The 18520-nt window shown below is 65.1% G+C and carries 12 protein-coding genes, 1 tRNA gene and 2 rRNA genes (1 of these 15 running past the window's edge); 6 read left to right on the forward strand and 9 right to left on the reverse strand.

Translation table 11 applies throughout. From position 1 onward, the window contains the following. Position 1 precedes the first annotated feature (1 nt). Entirely contained in the window at positions 2-694 is a 693-nt protein-coding gene (gene rplA / locus ACQR50_RS15840) for a 50S ribosomal protein L1 (RefSeq protein ID WP_056433483.1), read from the forward strand. A 281-nt stretch (positions 695-975) separates the two neighbouring features. On the opposite strand, the gene ACQR50_RS15845 is transcribed toward rplA, so the two are convergent. Then, entirely contained in the window at positions 976-1875 is a 900-nt protein-coding gene (locus ACQR50_RS15845) for a sugar kinase (protein WP_428969040.1), read from the reverse strand. Positions 1876-2014: 139 nt separating this feature from the next. Between ACQR50_RS15845 and uxuA the strand changes: the two genes are divergently transcribed. From uxuA to ACQR50_RS15860, 3 genes are read left to right on the forward strand one after another with little or no spacing between them, the layout of a single operon-like run. Next, positions 2015-3217, forward strand: coding sequence for a mannonate dehydratase (gene uxuA, locus ACQR50_RS15850; RefSeq protein WP_428970724.1), 1203 nt, complete (start codon positions 2015-2017; stop codon positions 3215-3217). Further along, positions 3214-4626: a glucuronate isomerase gene (gene uxaC, locus ACQR50_RS15855; RefSeq protein ID WP_428969041.1), complete on the forward strand. Its 1413-nt coding sequence runs from the start codon at positions 3214-3216 to the stop codon at positions 4624-4626. Before uxuA ends, uxaC begins: the two co-directional genes overlap by 4 nt. Next, positions 4623-5999 carry a mannitol dehydrogenase family protein gene (locus tag ACQR50_RS15860; RefSeq protein WP_428969042.1) on the forward strand — a complete coding sequence of 459 codons (1377 nt, stop codon included), beginning with the start codon at positions 4623-4625 and terminating at the stop codon, positions 5997-5999. The genes uxaC and ACQR50_RS15860 overlap by 4 nt, the downstream gene beginning before the upstream one ends. Positions 6000-6128: 129 nt before the next feature. Here the strand turns inward: ACQR50_RS15860 and ACQR50_RS15865 are convergent, their stop codons facing one another. Continuing rightward, positions 6129-6479, reverse strand: coding sequence for a hypothetical protein (locus ACQR50_RS15865; RefSeq protein ID WP_428969043.1), 351 nt, complete (start codon positions 6477-6479; stop codon positions 6129-6131). A 9-nt stretch (positions 6480-6488) separates the two neighbouring features. Further along, a complete protein-coding gene (locus ACQR50_RS15870; protein ID WP_428969044.1) occupies positions 6489-8036 on the reverse strand; it encodes a L,D-transpeptidase family protein in 1548 nt (515 codons plus the stop codon). A 448-nt stretch (positions 8037-8484) separates the two neighbouring features. On the opposite strand from ACQR50_RS15870, the gene ACQR50_RS15875 reads away from it, so the two are divergent. Then, positions 8485-11394, forward strand: coding sequence for a TonB-dependent receptor domain-containing protein (locus ACQR50_RS15875; RefSeq protein WP_428969045.1), 2910 nt, complete (start codon positions 8485-8487; stop codon positions 11392-11394). 302 nt (positions 11395-11696) lie between these two features. Here the strand turns inward: ACQR50_RS15875 and ACQR50_RS15880 are convergent, their stop codons facing one another. Genes ACQR50_RS15880 through ACQR50_RS15890 form a run of 3 tightly spaced genes read right to left on the reverse strand, consistent with a single transcriptional unit; the run spans position 11697 to position 15194 of the window. Continuing rightward, complete coding sequence (locus tag ACQR50_RS15880; protein WP_428969046.1) at positions 11697-12902, reverse strand: carbohydrate porin; 1206 nt, start codon at positions 12900-12902, stop codon at positions 11697-11699. 58 nt (positions 12903-12960) lie between these two features. Further along, a complete protein-coding gene (locus ACQR50_RS15885) occupies positions 12961-13431 on the reverse strand; it encodes a chemotaxis protein CheW (RefSeq protein WP_428969047.1) in 471 nt (156 codons plus the stop codon). Then, the gene (locus ACQR50_RS15890; RefSeq protein ID WP_428969048.1) at positions 13428-15194 is read right to left on the reverse strand and encodes a methyl-accepting chemotaxis protein; all 1767 of its coding nucleotides are present in this window, start codon (positions 15192-15194) and stop codon (positions 13428-13430) included. The genes ACQR50_RS15885 and ACQR50_RS15890 overlap by 4 nt, the downstream gene beginning before the upstream one ends. Before the next feature lie 541 nt (positions 15195-15735). On the opposite strand from ACQR50_RS15890, the gene ACQR50_RS15895 reads away from it, so the two are divergent. After that, on the forward strand, positions 15736-15855 hold the full coding sequence (locus tag ACQR50_RS15895) for a DUF4142 domain-containing protein (RefSeq protein ID WP_428970725.1): 120 nt from the start codon (positions 15736-15738) through the stop codon (positions 15853-15855). Between the two features lie 191 nt (positions 15856-16046). On the opposite strand, the gene ACQR50_RS15900 is transcribed toward ACQR50_RS15895, so the two are convergent. The 3 genes from ACQR50_RS15900 to ACQR50_RS15910 form a co-directional block, all read right to left on the reverse strand. Beyond that, a tRNA-Met gene (locus ACQR50_RS15900) sits at positions 16047-16123 on the reverse strand. 119 nt (positions 16124-16242) lie between these two features. Beyond that, positions 16243-16357 (reverse strand): 5S ribosomal RNA (gene rrf, locus ACQR50_RS15905). A 168-nt stretch (positions 16358-16525) separates the two neighbouring features. Beyond that, positions 16526-18520: ribosomal RNA gene (locus ACQR50_RS15910) — 23S ribosomal RNA — on the reverse strand (it continues 828 nt past the right edge of the window).

The raw sequence follows: 18520 nt of genomic DNA on the forward strand, positions 1-18520 counted from the left end.
CATGGCGAAGCTGACCAAGAAGCAGAAGGCCGTCCAGATCGACGCCGAGAAGCTGCACGGCATCGACGAAGCGATCACGCTGGCTCGTACCAACGCGACCTCGAAGTTCGACGAGACGATCGAAGTCGCCGTCAACCTGGGCGTTGACCCGCGTCACGCCGACCAGATGGTCCGTGGCGTCGTCACCCTGCCCAAGGGCACCGGCAAGACCGTTCGCGTCGGCGTGTTCGCCAAGGGCGCGAAGGCCGACGAAGCACGCGCCGCCGGCGCCGACGTCGTGGGTGCGGAAGACCTGATGGAAACCATCCAGGGCGGCACCATCGACTTCGATCGCTGCATCGCGACCCCGGACATGATGGGCGTCGTCGGTCGCCTCGGTAAGGTGCTGGGCCCCAAGGGCCTGATGCCGAACCCGAAGCTGGGCACCGTGACCATGAACGTCGCCGAAGCCGTCAAGGCGGCCAAGGGCGGTCAGGTCGAGTACCGCGTCGAAAAGGCCGGCATCATCCATTCGGGCATCGGCAAGGCGTCGTTCCCGGCGGAAGACCTGCGCGCCAACTTCGACGCGCTGGTCGATGCGCTGATCAAGGCCAAGCCGTCGGGCGCCAAGGGCAAGTATGTCCGCAAGGTCGCCGTCTCGTCGACGATGGGCCGCGGCATCAAGGTGAACGTCTCGGAAATCCCGGGCGCGTAACCTACGCCAGCAGCACATGCTGACAGGATCAGGGGGTCGGAACCGAGGTTCCGGCCCCCTTTTTCGTGGCGGAGTGGCGGAAGTCCCCCTTACTCCGTTCGGACTGAGCGAAGTCGAAGGCCACGCCCCGGCGAAGCCCCTGCACTTCGACTTCGCCCAGTGCGAACGGAGGGTGGGTTCAGGGGTGGAATATGCGCAAATTACCTCCCTCCCCTTCGGGGGAGGGGCTAAAGGGGCTTACCCCATGACCGACCGATCGATTTTGGTCAGTCCAAAATCCATCAACGCGGCAAGTCATTATCCCGCGTTGGAATCGCGCCCGAGCGCATGACCGTCCACCCGGCCAGCCTATGCCCCCGCATCGCCGCCTCCGCCGGATCCAACCCGTCCAGCCGCGCCGCCAGATAGCCCGCGTTGAACGCATCCCCCGCCCCGCTGGTATCGCGTGGACTCAGCCGCTCGGGCGGGGGGACGATACCGACGCCGGTGACCAGACATCCCTCGGCCCCCAGCTTCACCACGACCTCGCCCGCGCCCAGGCCCTGCCAACGGTCGCGTACCTCTTCGGCGGACTTGGCGTCGACCAGCATCGCCTCGTCCTCCAGCGTCGGCAGGCCGATATCGCAGCCACCGATCGCCCGGCGGCACAGTTCGCGTGCTTCGTCCTGGCTGGCGAACAGGCGAGGACGGTAATTGCCGTCGAACGCGACCCGGCCGCCCCGCGCGCGGACTCGCTGCGCCAATTCGAACAGATGTTCGCGACTCGGTTCGTCGAGGATCGCCAGGGTGATGAGCGAGTATAGCAGCAGATCGGCCTGTTCCGCCTCCGCTATCACCGCCTCGCTGCCCGGCAGCGACAGAGTGCGCCGCGCGGCGCTCTGTCCCCGCCAATAGGAAAAGCTGCGCTCGCCCGCCTCGTCGGTGGTGATCGCATACAGGCCGGGCATACGGGTCGGATCGCGCAAGGTCAGGCTGGTATCGATGCCCTCGGCCGTCCAGTCCTGAAGGAGCGTCGCGCTGAAGGGATCGTCACCCAAGGCGGTCACGTAGCGGACGTCGCGACCCATCCGCGCCAGATGGATCGCGGTGTTCAGCGTGTCGCCGCCATGACCCAGCCGCCATAGCCCGCCGTCTGCGCGCGACAATTCGATCATCCCTTCTCCGACGACGACGATCCGCATCCACTTATCTCCTATCGCTCTCCGGCTTCACCATCATAGTGGCAAGGCCAAAATTTGTAACTGGTCAATCCGGATGCTGAATGCTACCGCTAACCACAGAGAAAATGCGATTTGGGACGAGGGAATAACGGCCGTGTTGATGATCCAGTCCATGCGGTGGTTCGGCCCCGCCGACCCCATCGCCTTGTCCCATATCCGTCAGGCGGGCGCCACAGAGGTCGTCACCGCGCTGCATGAAATTCCCAACGGCGTGGTATGGCCGCGTGAGGCGATCGCCGAGCGGCGGGCGATGATCGAGGCGGCCGGGTTGGGATGGTCGACGGTCGAGAGCCTGCCGGTGCATGACGCGATCAAGCGCGGCGAACTGACCGACGAACTCGTCCAGGCTTACGGCGACAGCCTGCGCAACCTGGCGGCCGAGGGCGTGCGAACCGTCACCTATAATTTCATGCCGCTGCTCGACTGGACGCGTACCGATCTGGACTGGCAGTTGCCTGACGGTGCAACCGCGCTGCGCTTCGAATGGGCGGCGGTGGCGGCCTATGACATCCATATCCTGCGCCGCCCCGGCGCCGAGGCGGATTATTCGCAAGAAGTCCGCGCCGCCGCCGCCGAGCGCTTCGCCGCGATGACGCCCGAGGAGCGCCACAAGCTCGAACGCACGATCATCGCCGGGCTTCCGGGCAGCGAGGAGAGCTTCGACTCGCCCGCCTTCCAGCGTGCGATCGACACCTATGCCGGGATCGACGCCGAGGCGCTGCGGGCGAACCACATCGCCTTCCTGCGCGCGGTCTGCCCGATTGCCGAGGAGGTCGGCATCAAACTGGTCGTCCATCCCGACGACCCGCCCTTCCCCATTTTCGGCCTGCCGCGCGTCGTCAGCACCGCCGAAGACCTCGACCATCTCTACGCCGCCGTGCCCTCGCTGGCGAACGGCCTGTGCTTCTGCACCGGCTCGTTCGGCGCACGGCCGGACAACGACCTGCCCGCCATGGTCCGCCGCTTTGCCGACCGGATCGACTTCCTCCACCTCCGCTCGGTCGGATGGGAAGCGGGCGAGCGCAATTTCCATGAGGCCGAGCATCTGGGCGGCAATGCCCGCATGACGCAGGTGATGCAGGCGGTGGTCGAGATTTCGCATGCGCAAAACCGTGCGATCGTGATGCGCCCCGACCATGGCCACCGGATGATGGACGACCTTCATCGCAGCTCCAATCCCGGCTATTCGCTGCTCGGCCGGATGCGCGGGCTGGCCGAGCTGCGCGGGCTGGAGCAGGGAATCGTGCATATGCTGGGCTTGAACGCAAACGCCGCTCCGGCCGAACTGGAGCTGACCGCATGACCCGCAAGCTGGAGCTTCACCCCGACCGGCTGCTGCCCGCTGACCCGACGACGCGGGGCATCGCGCGGACGCTTTATGCCGAAGTCGCGGACTTTCCGATCATCAGCCCGCACGGCCATACCGATCCGCGCTGGTTCGCAACCGACGAACCCTGGGCCGATGCCAGCGACCTGCTGCTCGCGCCCGATCATTATGTCTTCCGCATGCTCTACAGCCAGGGCATCGCGCTCGACGATCTGGGCATCCCGCATCGTGGTGGCCGCCCGGCGACCGATCCACGCGCAGCTTGGAAGCTGTTCGCGTCAAACTATCACCTGTTCCGCGGCACGCCGTCGCGCATGTGGCTCGACCATGTCTTTGCGGAGGTGTTCGGCTTCGACATGGGCCTGGAAGAGGCGACCGCCGACCGTTATTTCGACGCGATCGGCGAGGCGCTCGCCACCCCCGCCTTCCGCCCCCGCGCGCTGTTCGAGCGGTTCCGCATCGAATGCCTGGCGACGACCGAGGGCGCCGACGATCCGCTGGTCCATCACCAGGCGATCCAGGCCTCGGGCTGGCAGGGCCGCGTCATCACCACCTATCGCCCCGACAGCGTGATCGATGTCGAGCATGAACAGTTCACAGGCGCGATGCAGCGCTTCGCCGAGCTGACCGGCGAGGATGTGTATAGCTGGTCCGGCTATCTCGCCGCCCATGCCAAGCGCCGCGCCGCCTTCCGCGCGCTGGGCGCGACCGCGACCGATCACGGCCATCCCACGGCGGCGACCGCCAACCTGTCGACGGCGGAATGCGAGGCGCTGTTCGCGCGCATCGTCGGCGGCAGCTGGACGCCCGCCGATGCCGAACTCTTCCGCGCACAGATGCTGACCGAGATGGCGAAGATGAGCGTCGCGGACGGCATGACGATGCAGATCCATCCCGGATCGTTCCGCAACCACAATGCGGGCCTGTTCGCCAGCCATGGGCGCGACAAGGGCGCGGACATGCCGATGCGCACCGATTACGTTCATGCGCTGAAACCCATGCTCGACGTGGTCGGCAATGAGCGCGACCTGACCATCATCCTCTTCACGCTGGACGAAAGCGTCTATGCGCGCGAACTGGCGCCGCTGGCCGGGCATTATCCCTGCCTGAAGCTGGGCCCCGCCTGGTGGTTCCATGACAGCCCAGAGGGGATGCGCCGCTTCCGCGAGATGACCACCGAGACGGCGGGCTTCTATAACACGGTCGGGTTCAACGACGACACCCGCGCCTTCCTGTCGATCCCGGCACGGCATGATGTCGCGCGGCGGATCGACTGCGGCTTCCTGGCGCGCCTCGTCGCCGAGCACCGGCTGGAGGAGGATGAGGCGGTCGAGCTGGCCCATGCGCTGACCAACGGTCTGGTCCGCACGGCGTACCGGCTGTGACCCGGCTGAGCGAAGCGACCGCCGCGGCGCTGCCCGACGCCGTGGCGCCCCCCGGCTATGACCGGGCAGGCCAGCGGATCGGCATCGTTCATATCGGGCTCGGCGCGTTCCACCGCGCGCATCAGGCGGTCTATACCGACGACGCGATGGCGGCGGGCGACCGCGACTGGGCCATTGCGGCCGCCTCGCTGCGATCGGGCGGCGTGCATGACCAGATGGCGCCGCAGGACGGCCTCTATACCGTCACCGAACGGTCGAGCGAGGGCGAAGCCGTCCGCCTGATCGGCGCGATCCGCGACGTGATCGTCGCGGCCAAGACGCCCGAGCGGCTGGCCGAACGCCTCGCCGCGCCCGACACGCGGGTCGTGACGCTGACCGTCACCGAGAAGGGCTATTGGCGGCGGCCCGATGGTGCGACCGATCTGGCGGGCATCGTCGCGGACGGGAACAGCATCTATCACTATCTGGCGCAGGCGGTGGTCGCGCGGCGGGCGGCGGGGCACGGCCCCCTCACGCTGGTCAGCTGCGACAACCTTCCCGACAATGGCCGGGTCCTGCGCGCCGGTGTGGCGGCGTTTCTGGACCATCAGGGCGAGACGGCGGCACGGCAATGGTTCGAGCGCGACTGGCGCTGCCCCAACACCATGGTCGACCGGATCGTCCCCGCCGTCACCGAGGCCGATCGCGCGGCGGTCGAAGCGGTGCTGGGGATGCGCGACGAAGCCGCCGTCATCACCGAGCCCTATCGCCAATGGGTGATCGAGGATGACTTCGCAGGCGACCGTCCGCGCTGGGAAGTCGGCGGTGCGCAGTTCGTCGCCGATGTCGCGCCCTATGAGACCGCCAAGTTGCGCATGCTCAACGGCGCGCATTCGGCACTCGCCTATCTGGGCTTGGAGCGCGGGCATGAATTCGTCCACCAGGCGGTCGCTGATCCCGCCATCCGCCCCGTGATGGAACGGCTGATGCGGGACGAGGCGGCGACCAGCTTCAACGCCGCCGAGGGGCAGGCGCTGGGGCCTTATGCCGATGCGCTGCTCGCCCGCTTCGCCAACCGGACGCTGGAACATTGCCTGTCGCAGATCGCCAGCGACGGATCGCAAAAGGTCGGGCCGCGCTGGCTGTCCTCGCTGGCGGCGCATGGCGGCGAAGCGCCCGCGACGGTGACGGCACTGGCGGCGTGGCTGCGCTTCATCCGGACGGGGAATGACGCCTCGCCCGATCCGCGCCGGGCGGAACTGGCCGCGCTGTGGGCGCAGGGCGATGCGGCGCAGGTGGTCGACGCGCTGTTCGGAGAAGGCGGTTCGATGGCGGGGCTGTGGCGGCCTACCGAGGCACAGCGGGCTGGATTGATTCAGGAAATCGCGAAGTAAATTCCTCCCCTGCAAGGGGAGGTGGCAGTCCGAAAGGACTGACGGAGGGGTGTCCCCATCAGCGGGGACACCCCTCCACCACCGCTTCGCGGCGGTCCCCCTCCCCTTACAGGGGAGGAATAATTGGGATTACTGCCCGTCCTTGGGTTCGATACCCTCCGCCGGGGGCGCATCGTTGCTCGGCGTGCGCTGCACGCGCGAGGTCATGCCGGTGGCCGAGGCATCGTCCAGCATCTGCTGGTCGACCGTCCGTTCAGGGGGTGGCGGCGGCACGGTGTCGGCGGCCATGTTGACCGGGGCGACGGCGTCCGCGTCATTGGTCATGACCGGCGTCTCGTCGGGCACGCTCATATTCTCTTCGACCACGGCGGTGTCGTTCTCGACCGGCACGGGCGGGTCCTCCGACGAGCGCGAGCAGCCCGCCAGCAACAGCCCGGCGGCGAACAGCGCCATGGCGCTTTTGGTGGCAATCTTCATCATCTGTCCCCTTTAGTCCTTGGTCGCCTGGGCGCGCTCGGCCGAGCGGGCCTCGATTTTGGTCGCGAGCTGCGCGTCCCAGCTATAGGGATCCTCGCGGAAGCCCACCTGTCCATCGGCATTCGCGAAAGCCGTCCAGTAGAGCAGGTAGACCGCCACCGGCTCGGCCATGCTGGCGCGCACCGTCTTGCCCGAGGCGAGGACGGCATCGACCTGCTCGGGCTGCCATTCGGGCGTGGTCTTCAGCATCAGCGCGGCGAGGTCGGCGGGCTTTTCCAGCCGGACGCAGCCATGGCTCGCCAGCCGGTCGAACTTGGAAAAGCCCGACTGGGCGGGCGTGTCGTGCAGATAGACCGCGAAATCGTTGGGGAAGTCGAACTTGAACCGGCCCAGCGCGCTCTTTTCCGACGATTGCTGCAACCGCTTGGTGCCGTCGCCATTGTCGATGATGCGGAACCCCGCGCGCTTCAGATAGCCGGGATTGGCCTTTTCCTTGGGCCACAGCTCCTTGTTGGCGATCGAGCTGGGCACGTTCCAGGGCGGGTTCAGCACGATGCTGCGGATCGTCGACACCAGCATCGGCGTCTCGTTGCCCGGACGACCCGTCACCGCCTTCATCGACATGACCGGATTGTCGCCGTCGAACACGGTCAGCACAGCGGCGGCGATGTTCACCTGGACGCGCTTGGCCTCCAACTGCTGCGGCAACCAGCGCCAGCGTTCCATGTTCGCCATGATCTGGCGGATGCGCTGCGCCACCGGCACGTTCAGCACGGCGATGGTCTGGGTGCCGACGGTGCCGACCGGGTTCAGGCCGTAACGGCGCTGCGCCCGCCGCACCGCCGCCAGCAGGTCCTCGTCGAACCTGTCGCCCGTCGCGCTGACCGCCGGGTCTTCCATCGCCAGCCGCTTGCGAAGCGCCAGCACCTGCGGTCCGCTCGCGCCGAAGTTGATGGTGGCCGCCGGGAGCGACGACCAGCCCCCAGCCGCCGCCATGGCGCGATAGCGGGCCAGCCCCTTCACCAGCGCGTCATAGCCCGCATAGGGCGGCGGCAGCGAGGCGATCCAGGCCGACAGCCGGTCGCGCCGCACCGCCTCCGCGAAGCCGGGTGCGGGGTCGTAAGGCTGCGGACGGATGCCCCAGTCCTTGGTGAAGTCGGCCGCATCCAGCCGCCCGACATGCACCGCATGGGCATAGTCCAGCGCCACACGGGTCAGCGCGGCGGGCGACAGGGTCGTCAGGTCGCGCGGCGGCCCCTGACGCAGCCCCTGCGCCACCTCTCCCCCGGCGATCAGCGTCGCGAGCTGGCGGACCTGCGCCTCCGACAAAGCGGGGATCGCCACGGCGGGGGCGGCTTGCGGCAGTGGCTGCACGGTGGCGGGCGGCGCCATCTGGGTCTGCGCGGCGGGGGGCTGAACCTGCGGCGGCGTCGTGGGGACCATCACCGGCGGCGGCGCGACCTGCGCCAGCAGCGGCGTCGCGATCATGGACCCGGCCGCCAACGTACCGAGCAGCCGGGCAACGGACGGGCGGGAAACGGAGAAAGGCATTTTGGTCATGCGGATATGATAGCCCCTGTTCGTCGGCATGTCGTCGTGGGAGCGGCGCTTTACATCACGCTATCCTACGCCAAGCTGAACCGATCGACAGGCAAAACGTCGCACGCGCCCTGAATTCGAGATTGTCCGCCAACATACGTTAACCGGCCAAGGGCTTGCGGCTTTGCTTGGCGTATCAAGGCAAGAGTGGACACGCCCCCCTCCCTCCATGTCCGGCGCTTGACACGACGCCGGGATCATATTCTGTATACGACGGTCGATTGGTCAAGACGATTGTCAGGATCGGCAAACCTTTCGGCACAAGATCGGTCACCGATTGACCAGGAAGCGCCTCATCGATCCCGGATCGCCGGGCCGTACGTATCGAATATCGAAGGCAGCCCCAAAAGCGGCGCCGCACATCCGCAGCAGGAACGGGAGTCAGTAAAGCCAAAAGAGGGAAAAGATCATGGTTCATGGAGCAGGCCGGTTGCGCAAATGGGCGCTGGCAAGTGCGGCTGTCGGTGCCCTGATCCTGGCGGTCGACGCCCAGGCGCAGACCCAGGTGACGGGCGGCGGCACGGGCGTGGCGGAAAATGCCGCCAGCGACGATGCGACGGCGGCCGATAATACGATCGTCGTCACCGGTTCGCGTATCCGCCGCAACCCGCTGGACCAGAGCGCCCCCCTCACCGCGATCGACAGCGCGGATATCGCGCGCACCGGCCTGTCCTCGATCGGCGACGTGCTGCAACGCCTGCCGGGCGCGGCGGGCGGCCTCAATTCCCGCTTCAACCGCTCCGGCAACAACGGCAACCCGCCCGATGGCGGCGGCGTCGGGGCCGGCTCGGCGGAAATCGACCTGCGCTATCTGGGCAGCCGCCGTACGCTGGTGCTGGTCGACGGCCTGCGCTTCATCAACGGCAGCGCGGCGAGCGGCATTCCCGGCGCGGTCGACCTGAACGCCATTCCCGACAGCATGATCGAGCGTGTCGACGTGCTGCGCGACGGGGCCTCGACCATCTACGGCTCCGACGCGATCGCGGGCGTCGTCAACATCATCACCAAGAAGCGCCAGAACGGCTTCCTCGCCACCGCGCAGCTCGGCGGTTACGACAAGGGCGACGGCGTCACCCAGAATTACCAGCTCAGCTGGGGCCACCGGACGGCGGACGACCGTGTCTCGGTCGTGGTCGGCGCGAACTATATCAACCAGGGATCGGTCTTCGCGGGCGACCGGCCCTATTACGCCTTCCCCGATCCCGGCGCGACCGCATGCACCACGACATGCAGCTCGGGCACGCCCAATGGCCGGTTCATCATCAACAACCCGGTCACGGGCGAGTCGATGAACCTGACGCTGAAGAGCAATCCGCTGACCCAGCCGCGCTTCGACCCGCTGAACCCGACCGGCGCGAACAGCGATTTCAAGGCCTTCACCGTCGCCGACCGGTTCAACTTCCGCCCGTTCAACTATCTGCTGACCCCGCAGGAGCGCTTCGGCGCCTTCGTCAACTTCACCGGCCAGCTGGCGGACAATGTCCGGCTCAGCACCCGGCTGATCTACAATCGCCGGACCTCGGACAATCAGGCCGCGCCGCTGCCGCTGTTCGTCGGGCCGGATGCGGGCAACGGCAATCTGCTCGATACCATCTCGATCGACCGGACCAATCCGTTCAACCCGTTCGGCGTGACGCTGAGTGCGGGCAATAACGGCACGCCCGCCAACTATGCCTTTATCGGCCGCCGCTTCGTCGAGAACGGCCCGCGCCATTACAGCCAGCGGGTCGACACCATGTACATGTCCAGCACGCTGGACGGCCAGATCCCGATCGGCGCGGGCACCTGGTACTGGGACGCCAACCTGATCTATGCCGAGAACCAGGCCAAGCAGGTGGCGCATGGCAACGTCAACGCCGCCAATCTGGCGCAGGCGCTGGGCCCGGTGGCGAACTGCACCGGCGCCTGCGTGCCGTTCAACATCTTCGGCGGGGCGGGCTCGATCACCCCGGCGATGATCAACTATGTCACCTTCACCCAGCGCGACCGGTCCGAACAGACGATGACCGACGCGACCCTCAACCTGACCGGTACGCTGTTTCAGCTGCCCGCCGGGCCGCTGGGGCTGGCCACGGGGTATGAGTTCCGCCGCCAGACGGGCTCGTTCAACCCCGACGCCATCGTCGCGGCGGGCCTGGGCTCGGACATCCCGGCCCAGCCGACGGCGGGCGCGTTCGACGTCCACGAAGTATATGGCGAACTCAGCATTCCGGTACTGAAGGACGTGCCGTTCTTCCGCCTGCTCGAAGGGTCGTTCGCGGCGCGCTATTCGGATTACTCGACCAGCGGCAACCGCACGGTGATGAAGGGCGGGCTCAGCTGGAAGCCGTTCGAGGATCTGCGCCTGCGCGGCACCTGGGCGCAAGGGTTCCGCGCCCCCAGCATCGGTGAGCTGTTCGGCACACCGTCCCGCTTCGACGGCAATGTCATCGATCCCTGCTCGGGTATCGCCAGCCTGCCCGACAACAGCACGGTGCGCCAGAACTGCGTCGCGCTGGGCGTGCCGGTCAATTACGTGCAGAACGGCCTTCAGCTGCCGATCCTGACCGGCGGCAATCGCGCGCTGAAGCCCGAACGGTCGGAAAGCTGGGTGCTGGGCGGCGTCTACAGCCCGAGCTGGGCGCGCGAGGCCGGTATCGCCAGCCAGCTGAGCCTAAAGGCGGATTACTACACCATCCGGGTCGACGACGCGATCGCCTCGGTCGGCGCCGACGTGCTGCTCGCCAATTGCGTCAACCAGCGGGACGCCGTCAGCTGCGGCGCGATCACCCGCTCCTCGACCGGCAGCGGCCAGATCACGCAGATTCGCGGCCTGCTCCAAAACATCGCTTCGCTGAAGAGCGAGGGGATCGACGTGACCCTGATCTATCGCAGCCCGCGTGTCGGGGCGGGCAGCTTCGGCCTGAACTGGGCGAGCAACGTCCTGTTTGAATATTCGACCACCCTGCCCACCGCGACCGGCAGCGAGAAGCTGGAGCGGCAGGGTACCGAGCGCGGCGACCAGGCCTATCCGCGCTTCAAGAGCGTCGCGACGATCGACTGGTCGAGCGAGACCTTCCTCGCCTCGCTCACCGGGCGCTACATCGGCAAGGTCATCGAGCCCGCCTATGACAATCGCGAGATGAAGCCGATCCTGTATCTCGATGCGCAGATCGGCTGGACCATGCCCTGGCTGGCGCAGCGGCTGACCCTGACCATGGGCGTCAACAACATCCTCGGCCAACGCGCCCCCGACTGCCTGAGCTGCGGCGGGTTCGATCCGACGACCTACGACCTGCCGGGTCAGTTCGGCTATGCCCGGCTGGGCTTCAAATTCTGACGATGGCGTGGCCGGGGCGACAATCCCGGCCGCACCACGGTATGAAGGACGCGTCGGCTCCAAGACGAGCCTACATTCAGATATACCCTTTCTCCCCTCGCCCCTCGCAGAGGGGAGAGGGTTGCGCAGACTTGGTCTTTGCGAACGCAAAGGCTTAGTCGGAGCTGGGTGAGGGGTGAAGCGCGCACAGCGCGCGCGAGCCGAAGGCTCGCTCAACCCCTCACCCAAGCTGCGCTAGCCAGCACGCTGGCAAGCTCCGCTAACCCTCTCCCCTGTCCAGGGGAGAGGGAAGAGGGTGATGTTCAATGGATTTTCCAGTCGACGATCGCCCGCAGGCCCAGCACCACCACGCCGGATGCATCGCGCAGCCCCGAGGGGCGATGGACATATTGCACATCCGGCTGAAGCGTCAGGAAGCGCGCCACGCGGTCGCTATAGGTCAGTTCGATCGTGCTTTCCGACCGCGTCAACGGCGGCTCGTCCGGTGGATTGGCCCGGCGATAGGCGCGGCTCAGCCCGGCGGTCGCGAATCCGATCGAGAGGAGCGACTCAGGGCGTGACGGCAGGACACCATGCCCGGTCAAGCCGACCTGCATCCCGTCCGCAAAGGGTGTCGTCAGCCCATCGGACAGGCCCAGGCGCAGAAAGGCGCACCAATAGCCCATCTTGTCCGCCTCACCGGCCAAATCCTGCTCCACCAACGCGTACAGACCATGCGACGCGGCGGTATCGGGTCCGAGCGTAACGCCTGGCGGCACGATCTGCGGTTGCCGATCGCTATAGGTCCAGCCGCCGACGGTGATCGCCGTCCGTCCCCTCAGGCCCGCCTCCGCGATGAACAGGGCCGATCGCGGCCCGCCCTCGTCCGCCACGCCGCGCGGGGCCCGGATCACGGCCGCCTGCACATAATGGCGTCGGTCCTCCAGGCGGAGGCGAATGCCCAGATCGGTCTGGGGAAAGATCGACGGCCCATTGGGTCCCGTCGCCGCCAGCTCCGACCCGATGCCGAAAGCGGGCGCGATCAGCGCCGCGGCCGAGGGATTGGCATAGAATTCGCTGTTCAGATCATATTTGCCGACCAGGATCGATCCACGATCCCCGGCGAAACGCTGTTGCACCCAGGCCTGATAGAGGACGGCATCGGGGCTGCCCACCTCGATATTGTTGACGCCCTGCAACGTGCCCGCGATGTCGTTGGGCCGCGCGCCTGCGTTGCTCAGGACGCCGATATAGGCGCTCGCCCCTGCCCATCCGGCTGCGCGGTCTAGGTCGACCGAGGCCATCAGGTCGATATTGTCGAGAAACCGCGCCCCCCGCCTGCCCCCGCCTGCCGCCACGCCGACGAGATCGGCCTTGTAGAGCAGATCGAGGCTGAAGGCGCTGGTCCGCTCTTCCTCGCCCTCGCCATTGGTTTCGGCGCGCGGCTCCTCCTCCTGCGCCAAGGCAGGCGACGGCAGCACCGCCAGCATGGGCGCGGCCATCAGCATGATCGATTGACGCAGCGTCATCGTTCATCATCCCCTTTGGCGAGTGGGCGGGCGAGAGCCCGGCCCCCCGCCCCGCCCTTCATGCGGCCACCGCCGAACCGGCGGCGCAGACTTCGTCCGCCAGGCCGGAAATCGCATCCATGTCGAGCAGCCCGACAAAGCCCCCTTCGCGACGAAGGACACCGGACAGACGCCATGGACCATGTTGCGGCACGATCGCGGGCATCTCCTGCCTGTCGGCATGCGCGTGACAGGCCACGTCGACGACCTGGTCGACCAAAAGACCCAGCCATGCGCCATGCGGCTCCGCTTCGACGATCAGGATGCGAGCGTCCGTTCCGGCTTCCGCCATCGTCGTGCTGGCGAAGGCGCGCAGGTCGATCACCGCCACCGACTGCCCGCGCAGATCGATCAGCCCGACCATCCAGTCGGGTGCGGAGGGGACCCGAAAGGCCGGGCGTCGGTCCAGTATCTCGCGTACCACCGTCACCGGCAGGGCGAACAGCCCGCCGTCGATCGCGAAGACGACCGCTTCGATGTGCCCGCTCATGCCGCGCGCCCGAACGCGCGGTCTTGGTCATCCGGGCCGCCCTGCGTCAGATCGAGCGCGAACCCCCGTGACGGCGCGGACGCCGTGGTCGACTTTGCAGCTTTGCGGGCTGCGGTGCGCTGCACCGGGCGCCGGGTGCCGTGATCCCGCCCGGCCTCTTCGACGCGGAAGTACGAGATGCTGGACTGCAACTGACCCGCTCTCTCGGCCAGCTGTTCGGACGTGGCCGACATCTCTTCCGACGCACTGGCATTTTGCTGCGTGACCTGATCGAGTTGCTGGATCGCCTGGTTGATCTGGACGGCGCCAAGGTCCTGCTCGCGGCAGGCCGCGCTGATCTCGGCGACCAGTTCGGCGGTGCGGCGAATGTCGGGGACCAGCTTGACCAGCATCTCGCCCGCCTGGGTCGCGGCAGACACGGTGTCGGACGACATGCCGCTGATTTCGGCGGCCGCCGTCTGGCTGCGCTCGGCGAGCTTGCGGACTTCGGCCGCCACGACCGCGAAGCCGCGACCATGTTCGCCTGCACGGGCGGCCTCGACGGCGGCGTTCAGCGCCAGCAGGTCGGTCTGGCGCGCGATTTCCTGTACGATGCCGATCTTTTCGGCGATGGTCCGCATGGCGCCGACGGCCTTCTGCACCGCCGAGCCGCTGATTTCGGCATCCTGCGAGGACTGGCGTGCGATCTTCTCGGTCTGGGTGGCGTTGTCGGCATTCTGTTTGATGTTGGCGGCCATCTGTTCCATCGACGACGAAGCTTCCTCGGCGGCGGCGGCCTGTTCGGTCGCGCCCTGGCTCACCTGTTCCGACGAAGACGATAGCTGCTGGCTGCCTGCGGCCACGCTGGAAGCCGCCTCGGTCGCCTCGCCGACCACCACGCGCAGGCGCCCGACCATCGCGACCAGGGCATGGCCCAGCTTGTCCTTGTCGGACAGCGGCTGATGCTCGACCGTCAGGTCGCCACGCGCGATATGGTCCGCCAGCGTGGCCGAGGTCCGCAGGTTTTCGGTCATCCGGTTGACGACATCGACCAGATCGCGAATCTCATCGTTGCTCGACACCTCGACCTTCTGGTCCAGATCGCCCGTGGCCACCGCGCCGAGCGCGACCGCAATGCGGTTCAGGCCGCGCGACACGATCCGGCTGATCCACAGGGCCCCCGCCACGGCGGTGAGGAAGGCTGCAGCCGCCACCATCAGCAGGGTCGTACGCGACTCCGCATAAAGGACGTTCCCCGCCTCATCGGCGGCCTGCAATTCCAACCGCTGGCGCTGTACGATCTTGTTCACCGTATCGCCGATCCGCACCGCCGCCTTGTTGGCACCGCCCAAGGAAATGACCGAGGCTTCCGCATTGCGATTGGCCAGCGCCAGTTCGACCGCCTGGTCGGCGATGGACTTGTATTCGGCCCAACCGCGCTGCGCGTCCGTGTACATCTCGCGATCGACATCGTCCCCCGTGCGCAATGCCTCTCCGATCAGCCGGTCCGCACGGGCCCGTTGCTTGCGCAGTTCCGCATGCTGTCCGGCCATGAAGTCGGGATCGTCGCTCATGGTCAGATTCGTCTGCGCCACGATCGACGACGTGATGGCATCCTTGAATTGCTGGATTCGATCCAGCGATGCGGCCGGGTCGTCCACCATGTCGCTCTGGGCGGTGTTCAGGGTCGACAAGCGATTGACGCTGAACCCCACGATGATCGCCAGCATCGCGAGGACGATGGCGAATGTCGTGATCAGCTTCACCTTGATCGTGGCACGCATGTCTCTGCTTCCTGTTCACTTTTATATGCCACACATTGTCGAAAACGGTGCAAAATCAGCAAGATGCTGACATCGTACGACAATGGCACATGAGAAATCCGACAAGGTTCTTTCGATCCTTGCGCAAAGCTCATGGATGACAGGAATTTAATATAAGGTTCGCTTGCAGGTGTTGGTTTATTAACCAGAATTGAATCTTCTATTGCCGAACCTCAAGAGCCATCTGGTTAGGCTCTTGTTTTCACCTGGCATTTACATCTTCAAATGCCGCCGATCATTTTCGGAAGTCGCAAGATGCCGCCTTTTCAACCCGCCTAGCTTTATTGAGACATGACAGATTTGTCATTCGAACAGGATCGAGCGCACTCCGGCCTTCGGATTGGTGATCCAGACCATGGTCCTACCGCCTGAAGCCAAAGGCTCTCCGAGCAGGCGGATTTAACCACTTGCCGGCGCGCTCCCCATTTCGTGAGTTCGTTCAAACGAGCAGGCCTTTGACGCGGCGTATATCGCCGCGCAGACGTCGGGGCATCAGCAGACGCTGGATGCGCTGAAGGGATATGCGACGACGGGCGACGCCCCTGCGCTGAAGAGCTTTGCGAGCGATCTGGTGCCGACGGTGACGGCGCATCTGAACATGGCGAAGGGTCTGAAGGCGTAAGGCAGGGTTGCGACGTTTATCGATCTGCGGATCGGCTGGAGGGGCGGGCATGGCGAAGGCCATGTCTGCCCCTTTTCGCATGGGGCAAGGTGGGCCGCGTGATGCGTGGTGCCATGTTCGGCCGGGGTTGAGGGCGTCGTATGCCTCAAACGACAACGCCGCCCGTGGGGGCGGCGAGTGGTGTGTGGTGATGGTTGCGGGGGCAGGATTTGAACCTGCGGCCTTCAGGTTATGAGCCTGACGAGCTACCGGGCTGCTCCACCCCGCGACGTCAGCTGAGCCGCACGGCGGCACGCGTGCATAGCGTGGTGTCGTGGGGCTTAGCGCCCCGGGCCGATATGCCCGAGGAAACATGTGAATGGGTTTTTAGTATTCGCGGACTGTAATGCCTGGCGACGCCCTACTCTTCCACTGCTTGAGCAGTAGTACCATTGGCGCAGTCGGGTTTCACGGCCGAGTTCGGGATGGGATCGGGTGGGACACCGACGCTATGGCCACCAGGCAATAGAGTCCGCGAATAACAATCCCCATCAAGTGGTACTTGATGGGGTCCCCGAGGAGAGGAGGCCTCGCTTCGGGGGGTGTGGGTATAAAATCGATGCGTGCACTGGCTTGGTAATGACCGCACCCTGCCATCGTAGCCCAGGGCTGATGGTGGGGGTGTGGAGCTCTCAAGCGCGAATAGGACAATTAGTATCGGTTAGCTCCATGCGTTACCGCACTTCCACATCCGATCTATCAAGGTCGTGGTCTTCGACCGTCCTGAGAAATCTTATCTTGAGGGAGGCTTCCCGCTTAGATGCTTTCAGCGGTTATCCCGTCCGTACATAGCTACCCTGCTGCGCCGTTGGCACGACGACAGGTACACCAGAGGTACGTTCAACCCGGTCCTCTCGTACTAGGGTCAACTCCTCTCAAATTTCGACGCCCACGGCAGATAGGGACCAAACTGTCTCGCGACGTTCTGAACCCAGCTCACGTACCACTTTAATTGGCGAACAGCCAAACCCTTGGGACCTGCTCCAGCCCCAGGATGTGATGAGCCGACATCGAGGTGCCAAACAACCCCGTCGATATGAGCTCTTGGGGGTTATCAGCCTGTTATCCCCGGCGTACCTTTTATCCGTTGAGCGATGGCCCTTCCACGAGGGACCACCGGATCACTATGACCGACTTTCGTCTCTGCTCGACTTGTCAGTCTCGCAGTCAGGCTGGCTTATGCCATTGCACTCTAACAGCCGGTTTCCAACCGGCCTGAGCCAACCTTCGCGCGCCTCCGTTACTCTTTAGGAGGCGACCGCCCCAGTCAAACTACCCGCCACAGAGGGTCCCTGTACCGGTTTCACGGTACGAGGTTAGACATTAAACAACAACAGGGTGGTATTTCACCTATGGCTCCACATCGGCTGGCGCCAATGCTTCAAAGCCTCCCACCTATGCTACACAGTTCTTGTCCAATGCCACTCTGAAGCTGCAGTAAAGGTGCACGGGGTCTTTCCGTCTAACCGCGGGTACTCCGCATCTTCACGGAGAATTCAATTTCGCTGAGCATGTCCTGGAGACAGTGGGGAAGTCGTTACGCCATTCGTGCAGGTCGGAACTTACCCGACAAGGAATTTCGCTACCTTAGGACCGTTATAGTTACGGCCGCCGTTTACCTGGGCTTCATTTCAGAGCTTGCACTCCTCCACTTAACCTTCAGGCACCGGGCAGGCGTCAGGCCCTATACGTCGTCTTGAAGCCGACTTAGCAGAGCCCTGTGTTTTTGCTAAACAGTCGCTACCCCCTGGCCTGTGCCCCCCATGAGAGCTTGCGCTTACATGGGGCCTCCTTCTTCCGAAGGTACGGAGGCAATTTGCCGAGTTCCTTCAGGACACTTCTCTCAAGCGCCTTGGTATACTCTACCTGACCACCTGTGTCGGTTTCGGGTACGGTCTATACGGTGGGGCTATTTCCCGGGACAGTTTCGAAGCCTGACCAATCCGATAAGGTCAGACAACACACACCATCCGTCACACACCACCAGGCCCACGAATATTAACGTGGTTCCCATCGACTACCCCCTTCGGGCTCGTCTTAGGGGCCGGCTCACCCTGCGCGGATTAGCCTTGCGCAGGAACCCTTGGTCTTTCGGCGAGAGGGCATCTCACCCTCTTTATCGCTACTCATGTCTGCATTCGCACTTCCGATACCTCCACGACCCATTACCAGATCGCTTCGCAGGCTTACGGAACGCTCCGCTACCGCGTACACATGCGTGTACACCCTAAGCTTCGGTGCGTGTCTTGAGCCCCGTTACATCTTCGCCGCAGAAACCCTTGTTTAGACCAGTGAGCTGTTACGCTTTCTTTAAAGGATGGCTGCTTCTAAGCCAACCTCCTGGTTGTTTTGGGATTTCCACATGCTTTCCCACTTAGACACGACTTGGGGACCTTAGCTGTAGGTCAGGGCTGTTTCCCTTTTGACGACGGACCTTAGCACCCGCCGTCTGTCTCCCGAGTATCACTCATAGGTATTCGGAGTTTGGTTAGTATTGGTAGATCTCGCGACCCCCGCAACCATCCAGTGCTCTACCCCCTATGGTGTCCGCTCGAGGCACTACCTCAATAGTTTTCGCGGAGAACCAGCTATTTCCCGGCTTGATTGGCCTTTCACCCCTAAGCAC

It is taken from the genome of Sphingomonas sp. Xoc002 (assembly GCF_050408055.1).
GTDB lineage: Bacteria > Pseudomonadota > Alphaproteobacteria > Sphingomonadales > Sphingomonadaceae > Sphingomonas > Sphingomonas yabuuchiae.

Bases quoted from the DNA above. Each gene is read 5' to 3' on its own strand.
- ACQR50_RS15875 (WP_428969045.1), top strand. From the start codon at position 8,485: ATGGTTCATGGAGCAGGCCGGTTGCGCAAATGGGCGCTGGCAAGTGCG.
- ACQR50_RS15865 (WP_428969043.1), bottom strand. From the start codon at position 6,479: ATGATGAAGATTGCCACCAAAAGCGCCATGGCGCTGTTCGCCGCCGGG.
- rplA (WP_056433483.1), top strand. From the start codon at position 2: ATGGCGAAGCTGACCAAGAAGCAGAAGGCCGTCCAGATCGACGCCGAG.
- ACQR50_RS15845 (WP_428969040.1), bottom strand. From the start codon at position 1,875: ATGCGGATCGTCGTCGTCGGAGAAGGGATGATCGAATTGTCGCGCGCA.
- ACQR50_RS15890 (WP_428969048.1), bottom strand. From the start codon at position 15,194: ATGCGTGCCACGATCAAGGTGAAGCTGATCACGACATTCGCCATCGTC.
- ACQR50_RS15885 (WP_428969047.1), bottom strand. From the start codon at position 13,431: ATGAGCGGGCACATCGAAGCGGTCGTCTTCGCGATCGACGGCGGGCTG.
- uxuA (WP_428970724.1), top strand. From the start codon at position 2,015: ATGATCCAGTCCATGCGGTGGTTCGGCCCCGCCGACCCCATCGCCTTG.
- ACQR50_RS15880 (WP_428969046.1), bottom strand. From the start codon at position 12,902: ATGACGCTGCGTCAATCGATCATGCTGATGGCCGCGCCCATGCTGGCG.
- ACQR50_RS15870 (WP_428969044.1), bottom strand. From the start codon at position 8,036: ATGACCAAAATGCCTTTCTCCGTTTCCCGCCCGTCCGTTGCCCGGCTG.
- uxaC (WP_428969041.1), top strand. From the start codon at position 3,214: ATGACCCGCAAGCTGGAGCTTCACCCCGACCGGCTGCTGCCCGCTGAC.